15 protein-coding genes are annotated in these 25,645 nt (G+C 41.9%); 6 read left to right on the forward strand and 9 right to left on the reverse strand.

What is annotated here, in order from left to right:
- Positions 1 to 35 precede the first annotated feature (35 nt).
- On the reverse strand, positions 36 to 3,752 hold the full coding sequence (purL, locus tag P2W71_RS10490; RefSeq protein WP_276370577.1) for a phosphoribosylformylglycinamidine synthase: 3,717 nt from the start codon (positions 3,750 to 3,752) through the stop codon (positions 36 to 38).
- Between the two features lie 113 nt (positions 3,753 to 3,865).
- Positions 3,866 to 4,672: an alpha/beta hydrolase gene (locus P2W71_RS10495; RefSeq protein WP_346659955.1), complete on the reverse strand. Its 807-nt coding sequence runs from the start codon at positions 4,670 to 4,672 to the stop codon at positions 3,866 to 3,868.
- A gap of 187 nt (positions 4,673 to 4,859) precedes the next feature.
- On the opposite strand from P2W71_RS10495, the gene P2W71_RS10500 reads away from it, so the two are divergent.
- From P2W71_RS10500 to P2W71_RS10510, 3 genes are all read left to right on the forward strand, one after another.
- Positions 4,860 to 6,722: a PAS domain-containing protein gene (locus P2W71_RS10500; RefSeq protein ID WP_276370579.1), complete on the forward strand. Its 1,863-nt coding sequence runs from the start codon at positions 4,860 to 4,862 to the stop codon at positions 6,720 to 6,722.
- Positions 6,723 to 6,793: 71 nt separating this feature from the next.
- Positions 6,794 to 7,546 carry a LytTR family DNA-binding domain-containing protein gene (locus P2W71_RS10505; protein ID WP_276370580.1) on the forward strand — a complete coding sequence of 251 codons (753 nt, stop codon included), beginning with the start codon at positions 6,794 to 6,796 and terminating at the stop codon, positions 7,544 to 7,546.
- A 117-nt stretch (positions 7,547 to 7,663) separates the two neighbouring features.
- A complete protein-coding gene (locus tag P2W71_RS10510) occupies positions 7,664 to 7,858 on the forward strand; it encodes a hypothetical protein (RefSeq protein ID WP_276370582.1) in 195 nt (64 codons plus the stop codon).
- Between the two features lie 359 nt (positions 7,859 to 8,217).
- Here P2W71_RS10510 and P2W71_RS10515 read toward each other — a convergent pair whose 3' ends face one another.
- The 6 genes from P2W71_RS10515 to cysS form a co-directional block, all read right to left on the reverse strand.
- Entirely contained in the window at positions 8,218 to 9,660 is a 1,443-nt protein-coding gene (locus P2W71_RS10515; protein WP_276370584.1) for a Gfo/Idh/MocA family oxidoreductase, read from the reverse strand.
- A 36-nt stretch (positions 9,661 to 9,696) separates the two neighbouring features.
- Positions 9,697 to 11,157 carry a Gfo/Idh/MocA family oxidoreductase gene (locus P2W71_RS10520; RefSeq protein WP_276370586.1) on the reverse strand — a complete coding sequence of 487 codons (1,461 nt, stop codon included), beginning with the start codon at positions 11,155 to 11,157 and terminating at the stop codon, positions 9,697 to 9,699.
- 157 nt (positions 11,158 to 11,314) lie between these two features.
- Complete coding sequence (locus P2W71_RS10525; protein ID WP_276370588.1) at positions 11,315 to 11,971, reverse strand: gluconate 2-dehydrogenase subunit 3 family protein; 657 nt, start codon at positions 11,969 to 11,971, stop codon at positions 11,315 to 11,317.
- 30 nt (positions 11,972 to 12,001) lie between these two features.
- Entirely contained in the window at positions 12,002 to 13,744 is a 1,743-nt protein-coding gene (locus P2W71_RS10530; protein ID WP_276370590.1) for a GMC family oxidoreductase, read from the reverse strand.
- Positions 13,745 to 13,938: 194 nt separating this feature from the next.
- Positions 13,939 to 14,166 carry a membrane protein insertion efficiency factor YidD gene (gene yidD / locus P2W71_RS10535; protein WP_276370592.1) on the reverse strand — a complete coding sequence of 76 codons (228 nt, stop codon included), beginning with the start codon at positions 14,164 to 14,166 and terminating at the stop codon, positions 13,939 to 13,941.
- An 11-nt stretch (positions 14,167 to 14,177) separates the two neighbouring features.
- Positions 14,178 to 15,683, reverse strand: coding sequence for a cysteine--tRNA ligase (gene cysS, locus P2W71_RS10540; protein WP_276370594.1), 1,506 nt, complete (start codon positions 15,681 to 15,683; stop codon positions 14,178 to 14,180).
- A 243-nt stretch (positions 15,684 to 15,926) separates the two neighbouring features.
- Between cysS and P2W71_RS10545 the strand changes: the two genes are divergently transcribed.
- The 3 genes from P2W71_RS10545 to P2W71_RS10555 all read left to right on the forward strand — a co-directional run bounded on the left by P2W71_RS10545 (position 15,927) and on the right by P2W71_RS10555 (position 24,650).
- Complete coding sequence (locus P2W71_RS10545; RefSeq protein WP_276370597.1) at positions 15,927 to 19,181, forward strand: TonB-dependent receptor; 3,255 nt, start codon at positions 15,927 to 15,929, stop codon at positions 19,179 to 19,181.
- A gap of 24 nt (positions 19,182 to 19,205) precedes the next feature.
- Positions 19,206 to 21,050: a RagB/SusD family nutrient uptake outer membrane protein gene (locus tag P2W71_RS10550; protein WP_276370600.1), complete on the forward strand. Its 1,845-nt coding sequence runs from the start codon at positions 19,206 to 19,208 to the stop codon at positions 21,048 to 21,050.
- 63 nt (positions 21,051 to 21,113) lie between these two features.
- Positions 21,114 to 24,650, forward strand: coding sequence for a VCBS repeat-containing protein (locus P2W71_RS10555; RefSeq protein WP_276370602.1), 3,537 nt, complete (start codon positions 21,114 to 21,116; stop codon positions 24,648 to 24,650).
- Here the strand turns inward: P2W71_RS10555 and P2W71_RS10560 are convergent.
- The gene (locus P2W71_RS10560) at positions 24,647 to 25,612 is read right to left on the reverse strand and encodes a DUF72 domain-containing protein (RefSeq protein ID WP_276370604.1); all 966 of its coding nucleotides are present in this window, start codon (positions 25,610 to 25,612) and stop codon (positions 24,647 to 24,649) included. The two genes, P2W71_RS10555 and P2W71_RS10560, sit on opposite strands and share 4 nt — an antisense overlap.
- Positions 25,613 to 25,645 lie beyond the last annotated feature (33 nt).

The raw sequence follows: 25,645 nt of genomic DNA on the forward strand, positions 1-25,645 counted from the left end.
GATGAAGATAAGGTTATTCATCATCCGGTACAACATTAGGTATTAACCTTTTGTTGGACATTTTGAAAATGTTTTTTTATCCAATCTCTGGCGTTGACAAACGGTTCTATCCAGGGAGAAATTTCATCGGCCGTTCTTGCAGAAGGATAGTATGGCCAGTTCCAGGGGAAGAGTGATCTTTCTAAATGCGGCATGATCGCCAAATGCCTGCCATCTTTTGAACACAAAGCGGCTACTGCATAATCAGAATCATTTGGATTACCAGGATATTCAGCATAGGAAAATTCGGCAGCCACCTGGTATAAAGATTTGTCGGATGGCAAACGGAATCTTCCTTCACCATGGGCTACCCAAATGCCTAGCCTTGCTCCGGCCATGCTCTTTAACAGCACCGAGTTGTTGGTAGGAATAGTGACATTAATAAAGGTTGACTCAAATTTCTCAGAGCCATTATGGTTCATGCGGGGATGGTCTTTCCATTCAGGGTATACCAATCCGAGTTCCATCATCAACTGGCACCCGTTACATACACCCAAACTCAAAGTATCTTTTCGATTGTAAAAATTCTCGAGCGATTGTTTCGCTTTAGGATTATAAAGAAACGCCCCTGCCCATCCCTTTGCCGATCCTAACACATCTGAATTGGAGAAACCACCAACAAATACAATCAGGTTGATATCAGTAAGATCTTCACGGCCAGATACCAGGTCGGTCATATGAACATCTTTTACGTCAAAGCCTGCGAGATAAAGTGTGTACGCCATTTCACGGTCGCCGTTCACGCCTTTTTCCCGAATAATGGCAGCGCGTAGCCCGGATGATTTTCGTCGTGATGGGTCAATGCCGAAGGTTTTAAATGTTCCATCAAAACTTGCTGGAAAAGCATACTTCAGGATTTGATGTTTATAGTTATGATAACGTTTTTCTGCGTGTGCTACGGGGCGTTGTTTCGCGTCTAGCAAGTAAGAAGTTTTGAACCAGGTGTCACGCAGTTCATCAATATCAAAAATGATCAGTTCGTTGCGATGATGGATTGATATTTTCCGCTCATCAGAAACATGACCGAGAATTTGCGCCTTGACACCCCGTTGTGTGAGCAACGCCATGACTTCATTCTCGTTTGAAGTTTGGAAGATAACACCTGGATTTTCACTGAAAAGAATTTTAACCAGATCATCCCCCAGTACCTGAAGATCGAGGGTTAAGCCAGTATCAGGTCTTGCGAAGCACATCTCCAGTAATGTAGTAACCATTCCGCCTTCAGAAATATCATGTCCAGCCAAAATCAAGTCGTTTTGGATCAGGTTCTGAATCGCCTCAAATGACTTAACAAAATAAGCATCATCTTTTATAGTAGGAACTTCATTCCCTAACAAATTCAGGATTTGCGCAAAGCTGCTTCCACCAAGTTTTTTACTATCGCCTGAGAGATCGACATAAATTATTTTTGAGCCGCCGAGCGGCTGTAATACAGGAGAAACTGTTTGTCGAAGATTGTTGACTTCTGCAACAGCAGAAATGATTACTGTTCCGGGAGCATACACAACATCGCCATCGGGATACTTTTGAGTCATCGATAAGGAATCTTTTCCTGTTGGAATATTAATACCGAGGTTAATGGCGAAATTGCTTACAGCCTCCACCGCCTTATAGAGTCTCGCATCTTCTCCGCTGTTTTTAGATGGCCACATCCAGTTCGCGCTTAACGACACACCTTTCAATCCGTGGGTGAGTGGAGACCAGACGATATTTGTAAGAGATTCTGCAATGGCAAGTTTACTGCCTGCCACCGGGTCGATAAGAGAAGCAGCCGGCGCGTGGCCAATCGCTGTTGCTATGCCCTTGTTGCTTAAGAAATCCAATGCCATAACGGCTACGTTGTTTAACGGCAGTTGAATAGGCCCACAAGTTTGTTGTGTTGCAACTTTTCCTGAAACAGAGCGGTCAACTTTGTTAGTAAGCCAGTCTTTACAGCTTACTGATTCAAGTTGTAAAACATGTTTTACATAATCATGCAGTTTTTTGATATCGTAGTGCACTGCGGCGTAGGGTATAGGCTGCGTTGTGTCTACAATAACCGTTTTTGGGGATGAACCAAAAAGATGATTTACCTGAAGATCAAATGGTTTTTTACTTTGATTTTTCTTTTCAAAAATTAGTCTGTGATCGCCGGTCGCTTCTCCCACAACATAAAAAGGCGCACGTTCCCGTTCAGAGATTTTTTGAAGTGTAGCGGCGTCCTTTTCCGAGATAGCTAAGCCCATCCGCTCCTGAGATTCATTGCTGATGATTTCTTTGTCAGATAAAGTTGGATCGCCGATGGGTAGTTTGTCAATATGAACTACCCCGCCGGTCTCTTCCAATAATTCCGAAAGGCAATTCAAATGGCCACCTGCGCCGTGATCATGAATGGATACGATGAGGTTGACATCCGATTCTACCATGCCACGAATTGCATTCATTACACGCTTTTGCATTTCAGGATTGGATCGTTGAATAGCATTCAGCTCGATCGCATTTCCATATTCACCTGTGGCGACTGACGACACAGCGCCTCCCCCCATACCAATTCTATAATTATCTCCACCGAGCAAGACAATTTTATCGCCAGACTTCAAGTGTTCTTTTTTTGAATCTTTTTCTTTTCCGAATCCAACACCGCCTGCCAGCATAATGACTTTGTCAAATCCAAATTTCTTGTCGGCTTCAAAATGTTCGAAGGTAAGAACGCTGCCGCAGATTAACGGCTGACCAAATTTGTTACCAAAGTCGGATGCGCCATCGGAAGCTTTAATCAGAATCTCTTCGGGTGTCTGATACAACCACTTTCTTTCCCTGAATTTTTTTTCCCACGGCCGTTCACCTTCGAGGCGAGGGTAGGAGGTTATGTAAACAGCTGTTCCTGCCAGCGGCAAAGATCCTTTTCCACCTGCAAGTCTATCACGGATTTCTCCTCCAGAACCAGTGGCCGCTCCGTTAAAAGGTTCGACAGTAGTGGGAAAATTATGCGTCTCGGCTTTTACTGAAATAACTGAATCAATGTCTTCGACTTGAAAATAATCCGGTATATCCTGCCGGGCAGGTGCAAATTGTTCAATTGTGGGGCCTTTTATAAAAGCAACGTTGTCTTTATAAGCTGAAACGAGCAAGTTTGGATTTTCCTTCGCGGTCTTTTTTATTAATTGGAAAAGAGTGAGTTCTTTTTCCTGGCCATCTATAATGAATGTTCCATTAAAAATTTTATGCCGGCAATGTTCCGAATTTACTTGTGAGAAACCGAACACCTCACTGTCGGTAAGTTTACGCCCAAGTTGTTTGCTAACGTTTTCGAGATATTCAATTTCTTCTGCGCTAAGCGCAAGCCCCTGCGCTTTACTGTAGGCGGCGAGATCATCAACTTCAAGAATAGGCTCAGGCACATGTAAAATGGTAAAGATTTCCTGGTTGAGGGAAGTGTAAAGCACTTCAAGCATCCGATCATATTTTATAGTTGCTGAGCCAACAATTTTAAACTCCTCGATTCGCTGAATGCCTGCAATTCCCATTGTTTGCGTCATCTCAACTGCGTTGGTACTCCACGGTGTTACCATTTCTTTCCGTGGGCCGATGAAGTTTCCGTTCAAATTTTTATCGGCAAGCGGCTCCGCACCACTAAAAAGCCAGGTAAGCTTTTGGATGTCAGAATTTTGTAAAGGTTGTGCCATTCCAACCGCGTAGAGCTTGTCGGCTTTTGAACGAAAAAATTGAATCATGGGTGAGTTAAATTGAGCCGCAAAAATACACGCATTTCACAGGAATCGGAGAGAATTTTTGCAAATAATAAGCATATGTACCGTAACATCAGGATGAAACCGTTGACGTTGTCTCAGCGCAGCTTATTTAACAAAATCCGGCCACTCTCGGCAATGAGCCCCGTATGTCCAACCGCAGGTGTCTCGAAGGTGTAATGATTAAGTTTATTTAATAGGGATTCCATATTTTTTGGCTGGATCACTTTATCGTACTGCCCAACAATCATTGTTAAACTAATTTTATAATGGTTGATTAATGATGCAAGTTGATTGATATCAAAACGTAAATGCCGGAACACGACCCATGTGTGATATACTCGGTTTCGCTTTTCTTCTGAATTCATTTGATAGGCTGCAAATTTCAATAACCCCTTATCTGCTAATCCTAAAGCATTAAGCGTCTTTAAAATCGACTCAAATCTCTCCGGATGATGGATCATGCTTTTGAAAAATTTTCGAAATAACAACGGATATGTAGCCAAGCTATACCAAAAGCTTGTTTTAATTCCATCAGGCGCTAACAAAATTATTTCTTCTATCCTGTGCGGAAAAGCTTCCAAGGTGGCTAACGCAAATTTTCCGCCCATGCTGAACCCGACAACTGAAAATTTCTCAATCTGATTTTCTTTTAAAAATTCTTGCATCGTTTCCTTCCAATGCCCTTTCTCCAGAGGCGATTCGCCATATCCCCAGGTACTCTGACCATGGAAATAGAGATCAAATATGTAAGCCGTATAATGGCCCATAAGCAAGCTGGATAAGGAATGGAAACTATAATTATCCTGTCCAAACCCATGGAACATTATTAACTTCCGCGGTCCGTTTCCCAGCGTTTTGTAATGAAGCTTCGAATTTTTGAACTGAAAGAACCGTGAGGACATGGGATAATAATCGCGATTATTATTTAAAACGCTAACAAGGAAGCTGAAACTTTTTAATGCCAATGACTTATTCCATATTCCAATTCTATTTATTGCTAAATTCGAAGCATAAGAATTTCGTGGCTGTAATTGTCCTCAACAACTAACATGCGATTTCGTCGAAGCGGTGAATAAAGGATTAAATCTTTTGGAAACGAATATAGATCCACAGGTAATATTCTCAATTTTTGAGTTATCATCTGAAGTTACCTGGGTATTGCATGGGAATGAATATGCTTGTTACGCATCTCAAGAACAAAAATCCAAATTTGGAATTCCCGAGCCCGTGACTGTTGATTTTTGGTTGTCGAGGATCCATCCGGAGGATAAAGAGCGCGTGGTAAAAGGTTTTAGTGAAGCGATTAAAAATAAGAAAACTGTTTTCTTTCAGCATGAATACCGGTTTAAAGGCCGTGATGAGACGTACTACCATGTGCTGGATAAATTAAAATTTATTAGAAATTCCAGTGGCAAAGTAAAAACCGCTATCGGCGTATGGAAAGACATCACTGACATTGTTCAGAAGCAAGTTAAGCTGGAAAGCACCAACAGTGCGATGGAGATTGACAGATCTCGGTTTAAACTGATTTCGGAAATGTCAAATGCGGCCATGTGGGAGCAGGATTTTGCCACTGGAAGAATAAATTGGTTTGCAGGAAGTAACGCGTTGGAAGAATTTGGCCTTAGCAAAGAGGACTATACACATGAGGATTGGAAAGCGTCTATCCATGTGGAGGATCGTGAGCGGGTCATTCGGTATTTTGATTATATCATAACATCAGGTGCTCGTAGGTTTGTTGACGTTTATCGAGTTCGAAAAGTAACCGGAAAATATGCGTGGATGATGGATCAAGCTACTATTATTCGTGATGTCAACGGTAAGGCTGTACGAGCGTTAGGCGGCTGGATGGATATTACCCGAGAGAGGACCCGTGAGCAGGTGTTGGAAAAGGCACTTCAATATCAACGGAACTTGAATGAGCAGTTGATGTTAAGTGAAGCGAATTTAAATGCGACGATCAACAATACAACTTTACTAGTATGGTCAGTGAATAAAGATTATACATTGATTGCCTTCAATGAGCCAGTTAAGAATTATTTCCAAACTAATTATGGTCTTGAGCTGAAGCAAGGCGAAAAGATGATTAAGGATGACACGACTGATTCTGAGTTGATACGCCTCCGAAAAAAATGGGCAAGCCGTTATAATCGCGCATTGAGTGGAGAAGTATTTAAGGAGTCGCAACAAAACAACGACCGATATATGGATTATTCACTGAGTCCAATTATTGGTCGAAATGGTATTACAGGTGTTTCTGTTTTTGCAGAAGATGTTACGGAACGAATTCAGAAGGAAAGAGAACTTGCAAAGGCGAACAAAACAATTGGTGAATTGAAATTAATGGCGTTACGGTCAGTGATGAATCCTCACTTTGTTTTTAACGCACTTAATTCGATACAATATTTTATAGCAAAAAATGACAGGCTCAATGCAATTAACTACTTGTCGACATTCTCAAAATTGATACGCGGCATTTTAACAAATTCAGTAAGTAATAAAGTTAAGCTTTCAGAAGAAATTGAACTTATAAAACATTATGTGAATCTTGAGCTGCTGAGGTTTGAAAACAAATTTGATTTTATACTTACTATCGGACCTGAACTCGAAATCGATAACATTGAAATTCCGTCCCTGTTAATTCAGCCGTATGTTGAAAACGCCATTCTTCATGGGCTATATAATAAACCAACAAAAGGTACTCTCCGTATCGCGGTCCATGAGGATCAGGGCTTCCTTCTTTTTGAAATCGAAGATGACGGCGTCGGACGCGAAACGGCTCAAAAACTGCGTCAGCAAAATTTTCCTCAGCACAAATCCATGGGCACTATTTTGACAGAAGAACGGTTAAGACTAATTAACCTCGAAGAAAAAGCTTCTTTCGAAATTATAGATCTTTTCAAAGATGAACTGCCGGCGGGCACGTTAGTGAAGATTTGGGTAGCTATGTAAGAAATTACAGCTTTCTTAACAACTTGGAATGCAGTCTTTAATTACGTTTGAGCGTGGATAACAGACCCTCTATGTTGAAAGCGATAATTGTCGATGATGAGGCAAAAGCCAGGGAAAATCTCCAGTTACTTTTACAGGATTTCGTCAAAGGTGTCGAAGTAGTTGCCTTATGCCAGAATATTGCTGAAGCTGTAGAGGCTGTGGCTGTTCATGCTCCACAAGTTGTATTTCTTGATATTCAGTTGCAGCGTGAAACCGGCTTCGATCTTTTAACAAAATTGAAGGAGGTAAATTTCGAGGTGATATTCACAACGGCTTACACCGAATATGCAATCAAGGCTTTTAAATTTTCCGCGATTGATTATTTGCTGAAGCCCATTGACATTGATGAACTAATCAAGGCGGTGGGGAAAGTAGAAAAGCGTGTTGGTAACAATATGACCAGCCGCTTGACAGAACTTGTTCAAAACTTGAAACATGGTTCATCAGAAAACTTTAAAATTGCTTTACCAACATTAGAAGGATTAGTTTTTGTCAATGTAAAAGACATCCTTTACTGTGAAGCTTCAAGTAATTACACACAGATTTTTACCACAGAAGAAAAGTATTTAGTTAGCAAGACTTTGAAAGAATACGATGAGTTGTTATCGGACCATAATTTTTTCCGCATCCATAACTCATATCTGATCAATATTAATTCAATAAAAAAATATGTAAAAGGAGAAGGCGGCTATGTCGTATTAAATAACAATATATCGCTGGATGTCTCTAAACGAAAAAAAGAAGCTTTTTTAAACAGAATTGGTGTTCGAAGCACGAATTAACCAACGGTTGAACGCGGTCTACTTTTTCATAGAAGTAGTATTTTTTGATCCAAGATCAAAGTTCGTCCAAATAGGACTTGTAGTTTAAGGCCTGCGATTTTTTAAGACCAAGACAAAATGAGTAAGAAAAAATTTAAAAGTGAATGTATTAAAATTTACGTAAACAGTACGGTGGGCTCCGTTGCCGTTGAGTGGTTCGCGCCATCAACACACGAAGATCGTGAAACCCTTACTAAAGGATTTTACGGACGGAATGAAAACGAACTCATTCGCTGGATCGGAATGTGGAATTGGAAAATAAAACAGAATTGATGGCATTTCTCGTATATAAAAAGTCCTGGTTATGCCAGGACTTTTTTTATGGTTTTTATTGTGGAATGAAAACGCTTCCACTTACTAAACCAATCATCCAGATACTAATTCAAACCATCCAGCTAATCGTTTTAGGTCGGCAGATAGTCTCTTCTACCATACCTTTACCCTCGGATAGTAGAATTTCTTGCGATTTAGGTTAGGGTTTAGGTTTGCAAGAATAATTAAAGGCCTAGTGGTAGACGACCACAAGGCCTTTATTTTTTTGTAGAAGAGTGTCTGCTGGCCCGCATAATCAATAACGCTGGCTTCAGATGATTAACAAGTGCCAAGAAGCAAACTTATTAACAGAGGATGAACTAAAGCGTCCATCCTTCACGGTATTGATCTCTCACAAATTGATTTGCTTCATCAAAGTTTGTGATCTTCATATTTTTTGCATCCCACAATAATTTCTTTCTTCCAGGATAACCTTTTCCTTCAGGGCCGCGCATTGAGTAGCTACGAATCGCTAGATTACCCATTAAGACGGCTTCGGTAAATGGCCCTGCGTATTCAAAAGGAGAACTAACCTCCATTTTTCCATACCCTTTAAGGCAAGCGTCCACCCATTGGGTATAATGCCCAGCCTCGCCTCCTATAACACGAGGGATCGTGGGGGTTGGAAGTGTTACCTCTTTCATTCGGGTGGATGGGATTAAGGTTGGCATGATCGAATAATTACCCATCAGCTTTCCTTTGGTTCCTTCGAATATGTACCCATTTCCTCCTTCACCCATGCGTTCTTCAGGAAGCAATTCTTCTGGTCTTTCCGGAAGTAATCCACCATCCATCCAGGTGAATTTGATATTGCCTTTACCGTCTTTGCGTGGAAATTTCAAATGAATAATGGAAGAGGCCGGGCAGCTATCCTGATAGTTTGCTTCTTTGAAGAAATCCGCCCAGGCTGTTGTTGAACTGCACTCAACTTCTGTAGGATAGTCGATAGGCAGAATTCGGAAAGCAGCATCCATGATATGGCAAGCCATGTCGCCTAAGGCACCCGTTCCAAAAGGCCACCATCCTCTCCAATTAAAGGGAAGGTATGCAGGGTTGTAGTCGATGTATTTTGCAGGACCCAGCCATAGATTCCAATCAACTTCAGGGGGCACAGGATGTGTCCCTGTGGGTGTTGGGACCCCTTGCGGCCAAACAGGTCTGTTCGTCCATGTTGTTACTTTGGTAACATCACCAATCAAGCCTGCGTCGATCATTTCTTTTGCTACGCGCACGTAATCTGCAGAAGCATATTGATTCCCCATTTGGGTTACCACTTTGTATTTCTTAGCTGCTTCTGTAAGCATGCGTGCTTCATAGATTGAATGAGTAAGCGGTTTTTGCACATACACATGTTTGTTGCGTTGCATGGCAGCCATTGCTACAACGGCATGGGTATGGTCGGGGGTTGACACCGAAACGGCATCAATTCCTTTACCTTCCTTATCAAGCATTACGCGAAAGTCTTTGTAATACTTTGCCTGTGGAAAATTTGTCTTTGATTTGACAGCCATCCGATCATCCACATCACAGAGAAAAGCAATTTTAGCTTTTGGATTTTGGGCGAATCCTGTGAGATCACTTTCGCCTTTTCCGCCAACGCCTACACCGGCTATGTATAACGTATCGCTAGGAGGAACGAAACCCTTCCCGCCTAATACAAACCGTGGGAGAATCGTAAATCCCGCTGCTGCCAGTCCTGCATTCTGAATGAATTTTCTTCGGGAAATTACTGCCGTTTTATTATTCTTTTCTTTTCGTGCCATACGATTTAATTTTTTCGATCCAACCCGTTTTTACTTTTAAACTAGTTTCCATCCACTTCTGTATTCGCGTTTCACGAATTGATTCGCATCATCGAAATTGGTAATCTTCATGTTTGCCCCATCCCATAAGAGTTTAATATTTCTTCCAGGATAGTCAAATTCGGTAGGCTTATCTTTTTTCGGTTTACGAATATCATGACTTCGAATGGCAAGATTTCCCATTAAAATCGTTTCAGTCAACGGGCCGGCTATTTCAAAAGGTGAACTGACTTCCATTTTACCGTATCCTGCCTGGCAGGCTTCAACCCACTGAGCATAATGTCCGTTCGCACCGTCTGGCACACGCTTAATACTTTGTGGTACTTTTACCTCCTGTGTTTTAGAAGTTGGCAACAGACTTGGGTACATCCCATACGTACCACACATCATCTTACCTTTTGTACCTATGAAAATTACGCCATTGCCGCCATCACCCATCACTTCATTTGCTCCCAATTCATCGGGCCGCTCCGGCTGAATTCCACCGTCCATCCAATGCATTTTAACAGGAGATTTTCCATCCCGTGCAGGGAAGGTCAATATGATGTGAGAGGAAGGAGGGCAGCTTTCGGGAAAGTAGCCGCGTTTAAATTCATCTACATACACACTACCTACACTAGCCGTCACTTCTGTTGGATAATTCAATCCCAGCACACGAAAGGGAGGTTCAACAATGTGGCACGCCATGTCGCCGAGGGCACCGGTTCCATAGTCCCACCATCCACGCCAGTTGAACGGAACAATCTTTTCCACGTATTCTTTATTTGGCGCTGTACCTAACCATAAATCCCAATCCAATTCTTTTGGTACTGGCGCAGCCTTGTCTGGCCATGCAATTCCCTGTGGCCAAACGGGTCTGTTGGTCCAGCAGTATACCGTGTGGACATCGCCGATAGTGCCAGCGTTGTACCACTCGCGAAGTTGGCGTACGCCATCGCCCGAAGCCCCTTGATTTCCCATTTGGGTAACGACCTTATATTTTTTTGCAGCTTCGGTGAGCATCCGCGCCTCATAGATATCATGTGTCAACGGTTTTTGCACGTACACATGTTTTCCAAGTTGCATGGCAGCCATGGCTTGGACGGCGTGGTTATGGTCGGGCGTCGACACAGAAACTGCATCAATGTGTTTATGCTCTTTATCAAGCATGATCCTGAAATCTTTGTAGTATTTTGCCTTTGGATAAGCAGCAACCGATTTTGCAGCGCGGCGGTCATCAACATCACACAGGTATGCTACTTCAGCCTTGCCGCTTTTCGCAAAACTTGAAAGGTCACTTTCACCTTTTCCACCTACCCCAATGCCTGCTACGTATAGCATGTCACTCGGTGGCCGGTGGCCAATGCCTCCTAAGACAAAGCGTGGTACTATTGTAAACGCCGAAGCGGTTAGTCCGGCTGTACGAATGAATTTCCTTCTGGATATAGAGCCTGAACTCGATTTTTTTTTCTTTTCCATTCTGATTCAATTATCTGGTTGTGAGTTATTCGTTTTTATTCTATCGCATGTTGATTATGGGAAGCAAACGTGGCGGTATTCGGGCAAGATGCGAGGCTAAAAAAAATGTTAATCGTTATCCAGTTGAATAACGATTAACGTTCAATAAAGGCTTCGGCTAGCTATCGAACTTTACGCTCTCAGCCAAAGTTCGTTCGTCATATTTCACACCGTATTGCGCCAAGACATCTTCGGGTACGCCATCCCACTGGTTGGGACGGTTGCCCACATACCCCAAATCTTTTATACCAATTTCACTGGTGAAAAAGCCACACGCTGTGAGATCGCGCATGGTGTTAAAAAATGCCACACCCTGTTGTAACTCCGGTTTAGCTTTTTCTGGAAATGCAATATCATCAATGATTTCTATTTGTTGTTGTGAGCTACTGGATGCAAAGTCAGTATTAAATCGCTTCAAGCTCTGCATATCCAACCACTTAATACCACCGCGAAGAGGAGTTTGATAGCGCGGCTGATCCTTCACGATAAATTCAATGAAGGCAGGAACGCCTGCTTCGCTTGCACTTCCTGAAACTTCATCCTTTGGAATAATGATATCGCTGAGGATGGTTATGGTTTTCATTTCATGCTCATCAAAGAATTTTTCACTTTGAAGCTTTTTCTCTCGGGCAAGTTCTGCTGGTGTACGATCAATCGTAAATGCAACCTCCGGTTCTTTAGCTTCTACCTTAGGTTTTGTTTCGCACGACTGGAGAAGGGTGGCTGCGCCAACCGAACTTACCGCAAGGGTTTTTAAATATTTTCTTCTGTCCATAATTTCAAATTAAAAGGTTTGAGTTCAGGCTTATAGATTTTGTTTTTTTAATTCATCGATAATGTATTCGGACGCTCGCATCGATAAAGCGAGTATCGTCCACGTTGGATTTTTATCAGCTTGCGAAACAAACGGGCCACCGTCTACCACAAAAAGATTCTTGCAATCATGGGCCTGATTAAATTTGTTTACAACCGATTTTTTTGGATCATTCCCCATGCGTGTTGTTCCTACTTCGTGAATAATTCGGCCGGGTGCTTCCAGTCCGTATTGGTTTTCAGGAGTTCCATTATTACCCCAGGTGATAACGCCTCCCATCTTTGTAATAATTTCAGCAAAGGTTTCCTTCATATGTTTGGCTTGCTGAACTTCATAATCGCTCCACTTGTAATGGAATCTTAAAACCGGTATACCATACTTATCAACCGTGCTTGGATCAATTTCGCAGTAATTGTCTTCTCTGGCTACCGCTTCGCCTCGGCCTGACATACCAAAATGAGCACCATAGAAATAGCGGTAGTCATCTTTTAAGGAAGCGCCATATCCTCCGGCATCTTTTACTTTGCCATCACGTCCAGGGTATTTGCCATTTGTACCTTGCATACCAAAACCAAAACCATATCCTGGCATCCCCATACCACCATAATACTCGATATGATAACCTCTAGGAAAGTTTAATTTCTTGTTGTCAAGCCACCACGGTGTGTATACATGCATACCACCGACACCATCTTCGTTATATCTTTTCCTTCCTATCAGTTTAGGAAGAATTCCGCCCATATCCGTACCGGTAGAATCATGAAGATATTTACCTACAACACCACTAGCATTGGCTAGTCCGTTTGGATTCTGTGATGATTTTGAATTCAGCAGCAATCGCGCCGATTCACAAGCACTGGCGGCCAATATCACAACTTTTGCGTTCACAGTGTATTCCTGGAGGTCGTCTTTGTTGACGAAAGAAACACCGGTTGCTTTGCCATCACTATTGGTAAGCACTTCTCGAACCATTGCGTTTGGAATAATATCTACATTACCTGTAGCGATCGCTGGTTTAACCAAAACAGAAGATGAAGAAAAATCTGCGTGTACAGTACAGCCCCTATTGCATTGAGAACAGTAGAAACACACACCTCTTTCTTTATTAACTGGCTTGGTAAGTATGGATAAGCGCGAAGGTATAACCGGGATGTTTAGGGCAGTGCCCGCGTCTTTAATAAAGAGCTCGTGCAAGCGTGGTTTCGGAGGTGGAAGAAAAATTCCATCAGGCTCGTTCGGCATATTTTCTTTGGATCCGAATACACCTATCAATTGATCCACTTTATCATAAAAAGGGGCCACATCTTCATATGCGATTGGCCAATCATCTCCTAATCCGTCTACGCTTTTGTGTTTGAAATCCTTTGGGCCAAAACGTAACGAAATTCTACCCCAGTGATTGGTCCGACCGCCAACCATCCTCGAGCGAAACCAATCGAACTTGGTTCCATCTTTTCGGGTATAAGGTTCGCCTTCTAGTTCCCACCCGCCATAGGCGGCGTCGAAATCGCCGAAGTGCCTATAAGGAGTGCTCGCACCTCGGCGAGGAGATTCCCATGGCCACTTTAATTGAGTTACATTTTTTGCAGGGTCGTAGAGCGGACCTGCTTCCAGCAGCACTACTTTTATTCCAGCGTTCGCCAGTACATAAGCAGCCATTCCTCCACCTGCACCAGAACCTACAATACAAACATCATAAGCTTTGGCAGTTTTTTTAATTTGAAAATCGGGCATAGAGTTTTATAAGTTTGACTAAAGTAATTGTTTTCTTTTTAGATGATAGCGCTGTTTACGCAAACATTTTAAAAAATTATGCGTGCGTTGGCACATTCCGGATGAATGACAAAAAAATCTTGTTTAAGAGGCGCCCGGGCAGAGTTAATCACAAACACGATGTTGGCATGCAATTCAAAATGAATTTTTATTTCTTAAGGAGACTTTTTCTTGGGCACAGGATCATAACCGTGCGTTCCCCAGGGGTGGCAGCGTGATATTCTTTTCGCACCCAGCCAAATACCTTTAATTACACCCCATTCCAAAATCGCTTCAATAGTATATTGAGAGCATGTAGGAGTGTGCCTGCAGTTTGCCCCAATCAGCGGGGAAAGTGTGAGCTGATATAAACGTATGGGGAGTATAAAAATTTTTCTTATCAAGAGGTCATTTTTTACTCAATAGTATAGCTCATTTCTCCTTTTTTTCCATCCATCAATTGCACGCCCATTGCTTTTAAATCGTCGCGAATTTTATCTGAGAGCTTATAGTTTTTGTCTTCTCTGGCCTTTTTACGCAAGTCTATCAGCACCTGAATCACACCACTAAGCAATTCCTGGTTATGCTCTTCTTCGGATTTTAGGCCTAACACAGCTTCCATAAATGTAATGTATCCTTCTTTGAATCCCTCGAAAGTATTACTACCGACATCGCTCAATGATGTGTTACCCGATTTGAAATCATAAATACGGGCGGACATTTCAAATAACACCGCCAGAGTTTTGGCTGTATTAAAATCGTCGCACATATTTTTGTAGAGTTCATCAACAAGCTTAAGCAGTGCGTCATCCAAGGCAGTATGTTTTATCGACCCACCAGGATGAACGAGCTTTTTAATTAGCACTAAGGCATTTGAAAGTTTTCTAAAACCTTTTTCTGCAGCTTGTAGTGCTTCATTCGAAAAATCCAATGTACTGGAATAATGCGATTGAAGCATGAAAAATCTAACGGTCATGGGCCCGTAACCTTTGTCAAGTAACGAGTGCGTACCGCTAAATAATTCTCTGGGAAGAAATGAATTGCCAAGAGATTTACTCATTTTCTGACCGTTCACAGTAAGCATATTGGAATGGATCCAATACTTTACGGGTGGTTTGCCAGTTGCTCCCACGGATTGTGCTATTTCACATTCGTGATGGGGGAACTTCAAATCGATGCCACCGCCATGAATATCAAAAGTTTCACCAAGGTATTTGGTACTCATCACCGTACATTCGATATGCCACCCTGGAAATCCTATGCTCCAGGGTGAAGGCCAACGCATAATATGAGAAGGTGAGGCTTTTTTCCAAAGTGCAAAATCTACTTTATTCTTTTTCTCATCCTGGCTGTCGAGCTTGCGCCCGCTTTCCATCAACTCTTCCACTACACGCCCGGAAAGAACGCCATAATTATGGTGTTCATTGTATTTTAGAACATCGAAATAGACAGAACCATTAACCACATAGGCCAAGCCTTGATCGATTAACTTTTTTGTGATTTCGATTTGTTCTACAATGTGCCCGGTGGCCGAGGGCTCAATGCTCGGGGGAAGGAGATTAAATTGCCGGAGTACCTCGTGAAAATCATCTGTATAGTGTTTCACAACCTCCATGGGCTCAAGTTTTTCAAGTCGAGCTTTTTTTGCAATCTTATCTTCACCCTCATCACCGTCATTTTCAAGGTGTCCAACGTCCGTAATATTTCTTACATACCGGACTTTATAACCCAAATGAAGTAAGAATCTAAAGACAACATCGAACGAAAGAAAGGTGCGAACGTTTCCAAGATGAACGTCACTGTATACAGTAGGTCCACAAACATACATTCCAACGTGGCCTGCATTAACGGGGGTAAACAGTTCCTTTTTACCGCTGAGGGAATTTGTCAGGTGAAGGGGGTATTTTTCGTAATGATTCATTTTTAAAAAGCTGCCAAATTAACATAATATTGCGGAATTTGAGCATTTTTAGTTGCAATTGGGCCGCCCCAGATAAGTAAACTAAATTTGCAGAAAACGTTTGCGGTGACGATTCCTAAAAAAAAATCTCGATTTTAGGATAGCTTCAAATAGAATTCCACTACATTCGAACACACATACCTTCTAAAAAAGCCCAAGTTTTATTGGGTATGTACTATAAACCAAATTATTTAACCCAAACTTATGACTATGAAAGAACTCTACAAGAGGTTGAGTTTATCATTAGCGCTGTTGCTAATGCTTTCATCAGCAGTACTAGCCCAAGAAAGAGTGGTGACGGGTACTGTTAAAGATGAAAATGGAGAATCGATGCCAGGTGTGAACATCCTGGTGAAAGGCACTGCATCAGGTACGGCCTCGGATGCAGACGGAAAGTTTAGTATCTCCGTTCCGGGAGATGACGCCGTATTAGTATTCACTTTTATTGGTTATACAACCAAAGAAGTATCCGTTGGCAGTAGAACAAACATTGAAGAAAGTTTAGCACCAGATGCAGTTTCTTTGGATGAAGTCGTAGTAACAGGATATGGTGTTGATAAACGCCGTGAGTTAACTGGATCGGTTTCCACCGTGAAGGCGAAGGACTTAACTGTTGTGCCTACCGGTAACGTTGAACAAATGTTACAGGGCCGTGTTCCAGGGGTTACCGTTATTACAAATGGACAGCCGGGAACTGCCAGCCAGATTCGCGTGCGTGGATTTGGAGCGTTTACTGGTAATAATCCGCTTTACATCGTTGATGGAGTACCCACAGACGACATTAGCTTTCTTAATCCTGATGACATAGAAACCACAACAGTTTTGAAGGATGCGGCTGCCGCTTCAATTTATGGAGCCAGAGCGGCTGCTGGTGTGATCGTTTACACAACAAAAAGAGGCAAGAAGGATCAAAAATTAAATATTACCTATGACGGTATGTTTGGTTTTACAGACCCTGGAAACGGTCAGCCTATGATGAACCCTACCGATTTTGCTGAATGGACATGGCAGGCTCAACGCAATACCGCCACGCAAAACGGAAAAGATCCACTTCAACAAATCATCGACTTTAAACATCCTCAGTTTGGAATTGGCGCTAATCCAGTCATTCCAGATTATTTATCAGTTGGGGGTACTCCAGGTGTAAGTGGTAACGTTGATTTGGCAGCTGAAAGATTGAAATATAATGTTGACCCACGGAATGGTTCGGCATACCAGGTTATTGCTGCTAATAAGGAAGGAACCGACTGGTACAAAGAAGTAACCCGTACAGCTCCAATTATTAGACAGACGCTTGGTTTTTCAGGCGCAGGTGAAAATAGCCGTTTCTATATCGGTTTAAGTGGTCAGGATCAGAAAGGTATTCTTCTAAATAATAGCTTTAAGCGCTACGCACTCAGGGTAAATTCTGAATTTGATGTTTTAAAGAATTTGAGAATAGGTGAAAGCATTCAAGTTACCTACAGGTCTGTTGTAGGACAGGGTGGAGCTGGAAATGGACAAGGCGTAGCTGCGGATGAAAATGATATCCTGCAAGCTTTCCGGATGCCATCCATTATTCCGGTTCGTGATGTGTTCGGTGGTTATGCGGGTACTGCTGCAAAGGGTTTTAACAACCCCAGAAACCCAGTTGCTAACAGAGAGGGCCAAGAAAACAATGGTGCCTTTCAAACAGCAGCCTTCGGAAATGTCTATTTAGAGTGGGATCCTATTCCTGACTTGACACTTCGTACAAGCATCGGAGGAAATTATGGAAGCGCTTTCCAAAAAGGATATACACGCTGGCAATATGAAAACTCTGAAAATAATTCAGCTTTTGGATTCAACCAGTCACAGCAGTATTATTTCGCATGGGTATTTACCAATACGGCAACATACAAGAAGACTTTTGGCAAACATTCAGCTGAAATTTTAATTGGCCAAGAAGCACTAAATAATGGAAAGGGTTGGAATATGAGCCAATCCGGTTTGAATCCATTTTCTTGGGATCCTGACTACGTTAACATGTCTAATCTGGATTCAAGAAACCCGCCAAACAGCGATCAGTTCTTAGGTGTTAACTTCTCGTCATTATTTGGTCAGGTGAAGTATACATTCAATGAGAAATATATTATTAGTGGTGTGATACGCCGCGACGGATCATCAAGATTTGGTGCTAACAACCGTTATGGTGTATTTCCTGCTGTGTCAGTTGCATGGAGAATTTCATCCGAAAACTTTATGCAAAACCTGCCATTCGTTACCGACCTGAAGATTCGTGGCGGTTACGGCGAAATGGGTAACTCAAACAATGTTGACCCTTCCAACCAATACTTTTTGTACGGCGGAAGTGTGGCGCAGTCTTCATATGACATCAGCGGAAGTAACAGTAAAGCTACTACAGGTTTCTACCGTACACGTATCGGAAACAAAGATGCTAAGTGGGAAACCAGTGTTACAAAAAACATTGGTATCGATGGTCAGTTCTTTGATGGAAAATTGGATTTGATAGTAGACTTCTGGAGAAAGGAAACTGAAGATTTGCTAATACAAGTGCCAGTTACTGCAACTGCTGGATATAGGGCTACCGTTCCGTCTGTTAACATTGGTACAATGTTAAATGAGGGGATCGATCTGATGTTGGGAACAAAAGGTAATTTCACTCAAGATTTGAAATATGAATTTGAATTAAATGGTAGCTGGTTGAGAAACGAAATCACAAGTTTGGCCCCTGGTCTTACTTATCTGACTTCTGTAAATCCTGGATTTAGAGGAATTAACCCAATCAGAAATCAACTTAACCACTCTATTTCTGCATTCTATGGTTACAAAGTGCTTGGTTTATTCCAAACTGTTGAAGAAGTGAATGCTGCTCCCGAACAATCAGGAAAAGGGTTAGGGAGGTTCAGATATGAGGACCTCAACGGAGATAATATAATCAATGACCAAGATCGAACTTATCTTGGAAGCCCGGTACCTAAATTTACCGGAGGTTTCAAATTCATTCTTCGTTACAAAGGATTTGACTTAGAAGGATACTTATACACTTCGTTAGGGAACAAGATTTTCAACGTATCGAAATGGTTTACTGATTTCTACCCTTCTTTCCAAGGTGCAGCTATCAGCGAGCGTGTGAAAGGATCGTGGACACCTGAAAATAGAGGCGCTTCAATTCCTATCTTCGAGAGTGCGTCAAATTTCAGTACAAACACTCAATCGAACTCTTTCTATGTTGAAGACGGTTCTTATTTACGCTTCCAGAATTTAACTTTAGGTTATAACTTGCCAACGGCGGTGTTGAACAGAGCTAAGATGACTAAGCTGCGTATTTTCGTAGCTACCAATAACCTATTTACAATCAGTGGATATGATGGTTTGGATCCTTCAGTTGGTGGTAATGCCGATACTAATTTTGGTATTGACGTGGGAAATTACCCAATCACGAGAAGCTTCACAGCTGGCTTAAACGTAGGGTTCTAACAAATCATTTTAAGAAAATCAATTATGAAATATAACATCAAAAGAACACTTAAAAGTAAGGTGATGTGGTCAGTGTTCGTGACCCTTTCCCTACTGTATTCTTGCTCGGACAGTTTTCTGGAGGTGCCTGCTCCTGGATCTCTTAATGAAGAATTGCTTTCAAACGGCCCTGGTATTGAAGCCGCTCTTTTAGCGGTTTATTCTCAGGTAAATGGACGCGATAACCGTATGGGTTCTCCTTCAAACTGGGTTTGGGGAAGTATTCGTGGTGGAGAAGCAAACAAGGGAACTGACCCTGGAGACTTTTCTGATATTAATCCGATTCAACGTTATGAAGCACTGCCTTCACAAGGAGTTATTCGAGATAAGTATAATGCCAACTATGAAGGTGTATCCAGGGCTAACCGTACACTTAGGCTGGTATCGCTCGCACCTGGGGAAACTAACGCCCAAACAGCTCAAAAATTGAGTGTTGAAGCTCAAGCGAAATTCCTCCGCGCGCACTTTTATTTCGAATTAGCACGTGGTTTCGATAAAACACCTTATGTAGATGAAAACATCGACGTAGCAGGTGCTGGGGTTGAACCTGGTATCGAGAAAGTACCAAATGACAAATCACTTTGGCCAATGATTGAAGCAGATATGTTGTTTGCTTATAACAATCTGCCTGAAACTCAAGCCCAAGTTGGACGCGTAAACAAATGGGCTGCTGCTTCATACCTTGCTAAAATCTATATGTACCAAGGCAAATACCAGGCAGCTTTGGATTTATTTGAATTGATCATTCCAGCTGCTTACGGTGGGACAGGAAGCGGAAAAACATCCAATGGTAAAACTTATGGACTGGTACCGCTCTATGCTGACATCTTTAAGGCTTCAAATGATAACAATGAAGAATCAGTATGGGCTTATCAGGCTGCAGCTAACACAGGGAGTGTTAACAACGCTAACCCTGAGTTTGACTTGAACTGGCCATATAACACTGGCGCTGACGGTCCTGGTAACTGCTGCTCTTTCTTCCAGCCTACGTTCGAAATGGGTAACTCTTTCCGTACATCAGGTGGTCTTCCACTCTTAGAAGATGGAACAGGCGCATACGACCCGGCTTATAACTTGCCTGCTAATGAATTGCTGACTGATATGGGAAAGGAAACGGCCGACCCCTTTACGCCTGATGCTGGTCCTGTTGATCCTCGTTTGGACCACTCTATCGGCCGCAGAGGTATTCCTTATCTTGACTGGCAGGACTTCCCTGGTAAAGCTTGGATCCGTAACCAGCCTAACGCTGGACCTTATCAAACTAAAAAGTATGCTTATTACAAGACTGATAAAGGAAGCTTACAGGATAACACTTCATGGACCCCTGGTTACACAGCAATCAATTACACCATCATTCGTTTTGCTGATGTTCTATTGATGGCTGCGGAAGCAGAATATGAAGTTGGTAGCCCAGAAAGAGCAAGAGAACTTGTTAACTACGTTCGTGCGAGAGCAGCAAATCCGGCTGGCTTCGTGATGAAAGGTGGCAACCCAGCTGCTAACTATGTAATTAATCAATATCCTGGTCCTTGGGCAAAAGACGCAACTGCGCTTGAGGCAATCAGATTTGAACGCAAACTTGAGCTCTCCGGCGAAGGTCACCGTTTTTACGATCTAGCCCGTTGGAGCGGTGCTTATGGTGCCCCGACAAGTACACCTGACTACATCGAAAGGGTAATCACAGGCTACTTAACTTATGAATCTCCAAAATTGCCTTCAGGCGCATTTGCAGGTGCTAGCTTCGAAGCAAAAGATCGATTCCTTCCATTGCCTCAAGCTGAAATAGACTTGGTTGGACCAGATATATTAAAACAAAATACAGGATTCTAAATAATCCTAGCAACGTTACTCTTTTAAATAAGGCCAATGTAAATTGGCCTTATTTTTTTACCCATGCGATTCAGATCACTTATTCTTGCAGGCGTCCTGACATTTTCAACCCTCCTTACCCAGTGTAATAAGAAAGCAAATACATTGTTTCAACTAAAGGATGCTGACGACACGGGCATTTATTTTAATAACCTCGTAGTTGAATCTGACAGCTTTAATATTTTAACCTACGAATACATCTACAACGGTGGGGGTGTGGGTATTGCCGATTTCAATAACGATGGTAAGCAGGATATTTTCTTTAGCGGTAATCAGGTTCCCAATAAACTTTATCTAAATCAAGGCGGATTTAAATTCAATGATGTAACTGAAAGGGCAAATGTGAACGTTCCGGGTCGTTGGAACTCGGGTGTAGTGGTAGTCGATATAAATAATGATGGCTGGAAAGATCTATATGTCTGTGCCACAACAAACCCTAATCCTGAAGATCGACGAAACATGCTTTTTGTTAACCAAGGCTTAAATGATGCGGGTGAACCTGTATTTAAGGAAATGGCGGGGCAGTACAAAATTGATCACGATGGCCATAGCGTTATGGCAGCTTTCTTCGACTATGATCTTGATGGTGATTTAGATTTATACGTTCTGCAAAATCAAAAGCTGTTGAACGCACCGACCAACTACCGACCAAAAATTGCAGACGGATCTGCTGCTAATAACGATAGATTATTTAGAAATGAAGGCAATGGTACTTTCACAGATGTCACGTTGGAAGCCGGAATTCTATTTGAAGGATTTGGACTAGGGCTGGCGATATCAGATCTCAACAAGGATGGCTGGCCTGATATTTATGTATCCAATGATTACTTGTCTAATGATATTTTATACATCAATAACAAGAATGGCACTTTCAAAAATCTGACAGCGGATTTCATAGGGCATCAAAGTCAATTTTCTATGGGCAATGATGCTGCAGATATTAATAACGATGCACTCCCCGATATCATTACACTGGACATGCTCCCGGAAACTAATGCCCGGAAAAAGACTACGATTGGTAATAAAAGTTATTTAACATATATAAATAACGAAAAATTCGGATATGAATATCAGTACGTTCGCAACATGCTACATATTAATAACGGTCTTGATCAGCAGATCAAATTTAGTGAGATCGGACAACTTGCCGGTATTTTTCAAACAGAGTGGAGTTGGTCGCCGTTGATGGCTGACTTTGATAATGATGGAAACAAGGACGTTCTTATTACTAACGGATTCCCAAAAGATATAACTGATAAGGACTTTGCCAACTACAGGGCTGATGTAGGTAACATTGCCAGCACACGTTTACTTTTAGATTCAATTCCTGAAGTTAAAATTCCCAACTATGCCTTTAAAAACAATGGCGATTTAACTTTTACTGATGTAACAAAATCATGGGGCATGGACACGCCATCGTATTCAAATGGTGCGGCTTTTGCCGATTTGGACAACGACGGTGATCTTGATTATGTGGTCAACAACATAAACGATATCGCTTTTGTGTATGAAAATAATTTGCTCGGATCATCTCAAAAAGACCATAATTTTTTAAATGTAAAATTGAAAGGAAGCAATAATAACTTACAGGCTATTGGTACAAAATTGCTGCTCTATTACGATTCTGGAAGGATCCAATATCATGAGCAATTCCTTTCTCGTGGATTTCTTTCTTCCGTCGATGAAATAATTCATTTTGGTTTAGGTAATAACACTAAGGTCGATTCAATTGCTGTTGAGTGGCCGGACGGCTCTCGCAATCATTTCAAAAATGTAGACGCTAATCAAGCCTTAAGTATCGAATATAAAGCGCAACAAAATCATGAACAGCCAAAAAGATTTACAGTCGCCACAACCACACTATTCGAACGTGCAAATACAAAGCTCAAGATTAATTTTATACACCAGGAAGATGATAAAATCGACTTCAATCTTCAGCGAACATTACCGCATAAATTTTCCCAAACTGGACCAGGAATTTGTGTCGGCGATATTAACAACGATGGTCTCGAAGATTTTGTAATCGGCGGATCAGCGCGGCATGATTTTACCGTTTATAAACAGCGCCAAGACGGAACCTTTGAATCTGATTTTACGACAGCTAAAGCCCCGGGTAAGTATCAACAGGATCAAGGACTGCTATTATTTGATGTGGAGAACGATGGTGACCTGGACCTGTATATCGTTAGTGGGGGTATAGAAGAACAAAGACAATTTGTCTATCAAGACAGATTATATCTTAACAACGGCAAGGGAAATTTCACTTTGAATGCAGAAGCACTTCCAGAGGTCAATAGCAGCGGCAGTTGTGTCAGGGCAGCCGACTATGATCACGATGGCGATCTGGATTTATTTGTGGGTGGCAGGGTAGTGCCCGGCAGCTATCCTTTACCACCGGAAAATTATGTATTGAGAAATGATCGTGGGAAATTTACGAATGTAACGAAAGATGTCTGTGCAGAACTTGCTGCTGTAGGAATGGTTACTGATGCACTTTGGACCGATTTTACCGGTGATGGCAAGCCTGACTTAATAGTTGTCGGGGAATTTATGCCGATAACATTTTTTACTAACGAGAACGCCAAGCTTGTAAGAATTAAATCCACTGGAATCGAGCAACGGATAGGCTGGTGGAGTAGTATTACCGCTGGTGATTTTGACAACGATGGTGACATTGACTACATCGCCGGAAATCTGGGATTAAACAATAATTTTCAGGTAAAAGAAAATTTGCCTCTTAAGATATATGCGAAAGATTTTGATGGGAACGGAAGTGTAGATCCTGTCTTAGCATGCTACATGCGTGAATCTATGAACGCAGATGTTAAGAAGTTATACCCCATCCATTTTTGGGATGAATTGAATTCACAAAGTCCAAAATTCAGAAATAAATTTGCTCGCTATAAGCAATATAGTAAAGTAACGATTGATGAGGTTCTTTCGACTGAAGATTTGAAAGATGCATTAATCCTTGAAGCTAATCACATGGCTTCATCGTATATACAAAATTTAGGGAATAATAAATTTTCTCTTATTGCATTACCCATGTATACCCAGATCGCACCGGTTAATGGAATGATTACGAATGACCTGGATGAAGATGGGAATTTAGATGTTGTAATGGTAGGGAATGACTATGGTAACGAAGTTTTCGCGGGGCGATATGATGCTTTCACGGGGATGATTCTTTTGGGGAATGGCAAGGGTGACTTTACCGTTGTGCCATCAGCTAAAAGTGGTTTCTATGTTCCTGGGAATGCGAAGGCGCTGGTCAATCTTCAAGGACAAGGAAATGATTTATTCGTTGCCACTCAAAATAGAGACTCAGCTGTGGTATTTGTGAAGACGACTCCAGCCGCGCCGATTTTAGATGTAAAGCCCATGGAGTCGTATGCTGAAATGATATTTACGGATGGTCGAACGCAGCGTGTGGAGTTTTACTATGGGTCCGGATTTCTTTCACAGGGCACCAGGAAAATGCGAGTACCAAAAAATGTTAAGGGAATAGTCATTTATGACTATGCGGGCAACTCACGAAAATGGCGACCAAATGGCATTTAGGTCCTATTGAAGCTTTTAAATCTACTTTTTCCTGGTCTTAACTTTTCAATAACCTCGTCGCTACCGGTTTGTTCTACAAATTTTATGTCCGGAATGTTCGTTCCACAACGCTTATTAAGTTGTTCAATTACATATTTACATAATTCTGGCGAATGTATTTCCTCATGTTGGTGCATATAAAAATAGACTTTTTCAATACCCTGATCCATCCAGGATTTAATTCGCGTCACCCAATCATCCACCCGCGTGTAGTCAGTGGGATGAAGTCCGTTGCCGACAAACCGAATGAATGCAGTAGGGGTAGTAAGCCGCATGTGGACGCAATCTCTTCTGCCCGACGCATCTGTAATGATTGAGCCTGCGTTATTTTTTTCGAGCATAGAAAATAGATTCTTGAAAGCGTCGGTGTCAGCATACCACTGTGGATTACGAAATTCCACGAACAGTTCAATGTCTTTCGGCAATGACTGAATGAATGCTTCTGTTATCTCCAATGTTTTAGGCCCCATTCCTGGATGGGGCATTAAAAATACTGGACCCAGGTTATCTTTAAATCCACTGATTCCCTCAAGGAATTGATCGGTAAGTTCTTTCACATCCTTGAGACGCTTCAAATGGGATATCTTATCCGTGAATTTTGGGGAGAATTTAAAATCCTTTCCGACTTTCGACGCCCATGCAGCGGTTTGGCTTTTTGTTGGAATCCGATAGAACGTAGCATTCAGCTCAATGCAATTGAAGTGCCTGGCATACAGCGAAAGAAAATCAGCTTCTTTTGTTCCTGGCGGATAGACTTTTCCTATCCAGTCTTTACGACCCCACTTCGCACATCCTACAAAAAATTCAGTTCTTGAATTAAGTTTTTTTTGCTTGTCTAATAATAGTTTGGTTTCGACAGGATCGGGTGGAAGGGTGAAATCTATGCCGTTTAAGTCGGGAGAATCTACTTTTCCAAATTCCATAATCTAGAATGCTATGTCCTGAATACGCAAGGT

This window comes from Chryseolinea sp. H1M3-3, from assembly GCF_029360725.1.
In the GTDB taxonomy this organism is placed as follows: Bacteria; Bacteroidota; Bacteroidia; order Cytophagales; family Cyclobacteriaceae; genus Chryseolinea.

Bases quoted from the DNA above. Each gene is read 5' to 3' on its own strand.
- purL (WP_276370577.1), bottom strand. From the start codon at position 3,752: ATGATTCAATTTTTTCGTTCAAAAGCCGACAAGCTCTACGCGGTTGGA.
- P2W71_RS10495 (WP_346659955.1), bottom strand. From the start codon at position 4,672: ATGTCCTCACGGTTCTTTCAGTTCAAAAATTCGAAGCTTCATTACAAA.
- P2W71_RS10505 (WP_276370580.1), top strand. From the start codon at position 6,794: ATGTTGAAAGCGATAATTGTCGATGATGAGGCAAAAGCCAGGGAAAAT.
- P2W71_RS10510 (WP_276370582.1), top strand. From the start codon at position 7,664: ATGAGTAAGAAAAAATTTAAAAGTGAATGTATTAAAATTTACGTAAAC.
- P2W71_RS10515 (WP_276370584.1), bottom strand. From the start codon at position 9,660: ATGGCACGAAAAGAAAAGAATAATAAAACGGCAGTAATTTCCCGAAGA.
- P2W71_RS10520 (WP_276370586.1), bottom strand. From the start codon at position 11,157: ATGGAAAAGAAAAAAAAATCGAGTTCAGGCTCTATATCCAGAAGGAAA.
- P2W71_RS10525 (WP_276370588.1), bottom strand. From the start codon at position 11,971: ATGGACAGAAGAAAATATTTAAAAACCCTTGCGGTAAGTTCGGTTGGC.
- P2W71_RS10530 (WP_276370590.1), bottom strand. From the start codon at position 13,744: ATGCCCGATTTTCAAATTAAAAAAACTGCCAAAGCTTATGATGTTTGT.
- cysS (WP_276370594.1), bottom strand. From the start codon at position 15,683: ATGAATCATTACGAAAAATACCCCCTTCACCTGACAAATTCCCTCAGC.
- P2W71_RS10545 (WP_276370597.1), top strand. From the start codon at position 15,927: ATGACTATGAAAGAACTCTACAAGAGGTTGAGTTTATCATTAGCGCTG.
- P2W71_RS10550 (WP_276370600.1), top strand. From the start codon at position 19,206: ATGAAATATAACATCAAAAGAACACTTAAAAGTAAGGTGATGTGGTCA.
- P2W71_RS10555 (WP_276370602.1), top strand. From the start codon at position 21,114: ATGCGATTCAGATCACTTATTCTTGCAGGCGTCCTGACATTTTCAACC.
- P2W71_RS10560 (WP_276370604.1), bottom strand. From the start codon at position 25,612: ATGGAATTTGGAAAAGTAGATTCTCCCGACTTAAACGGCATAGATTTC.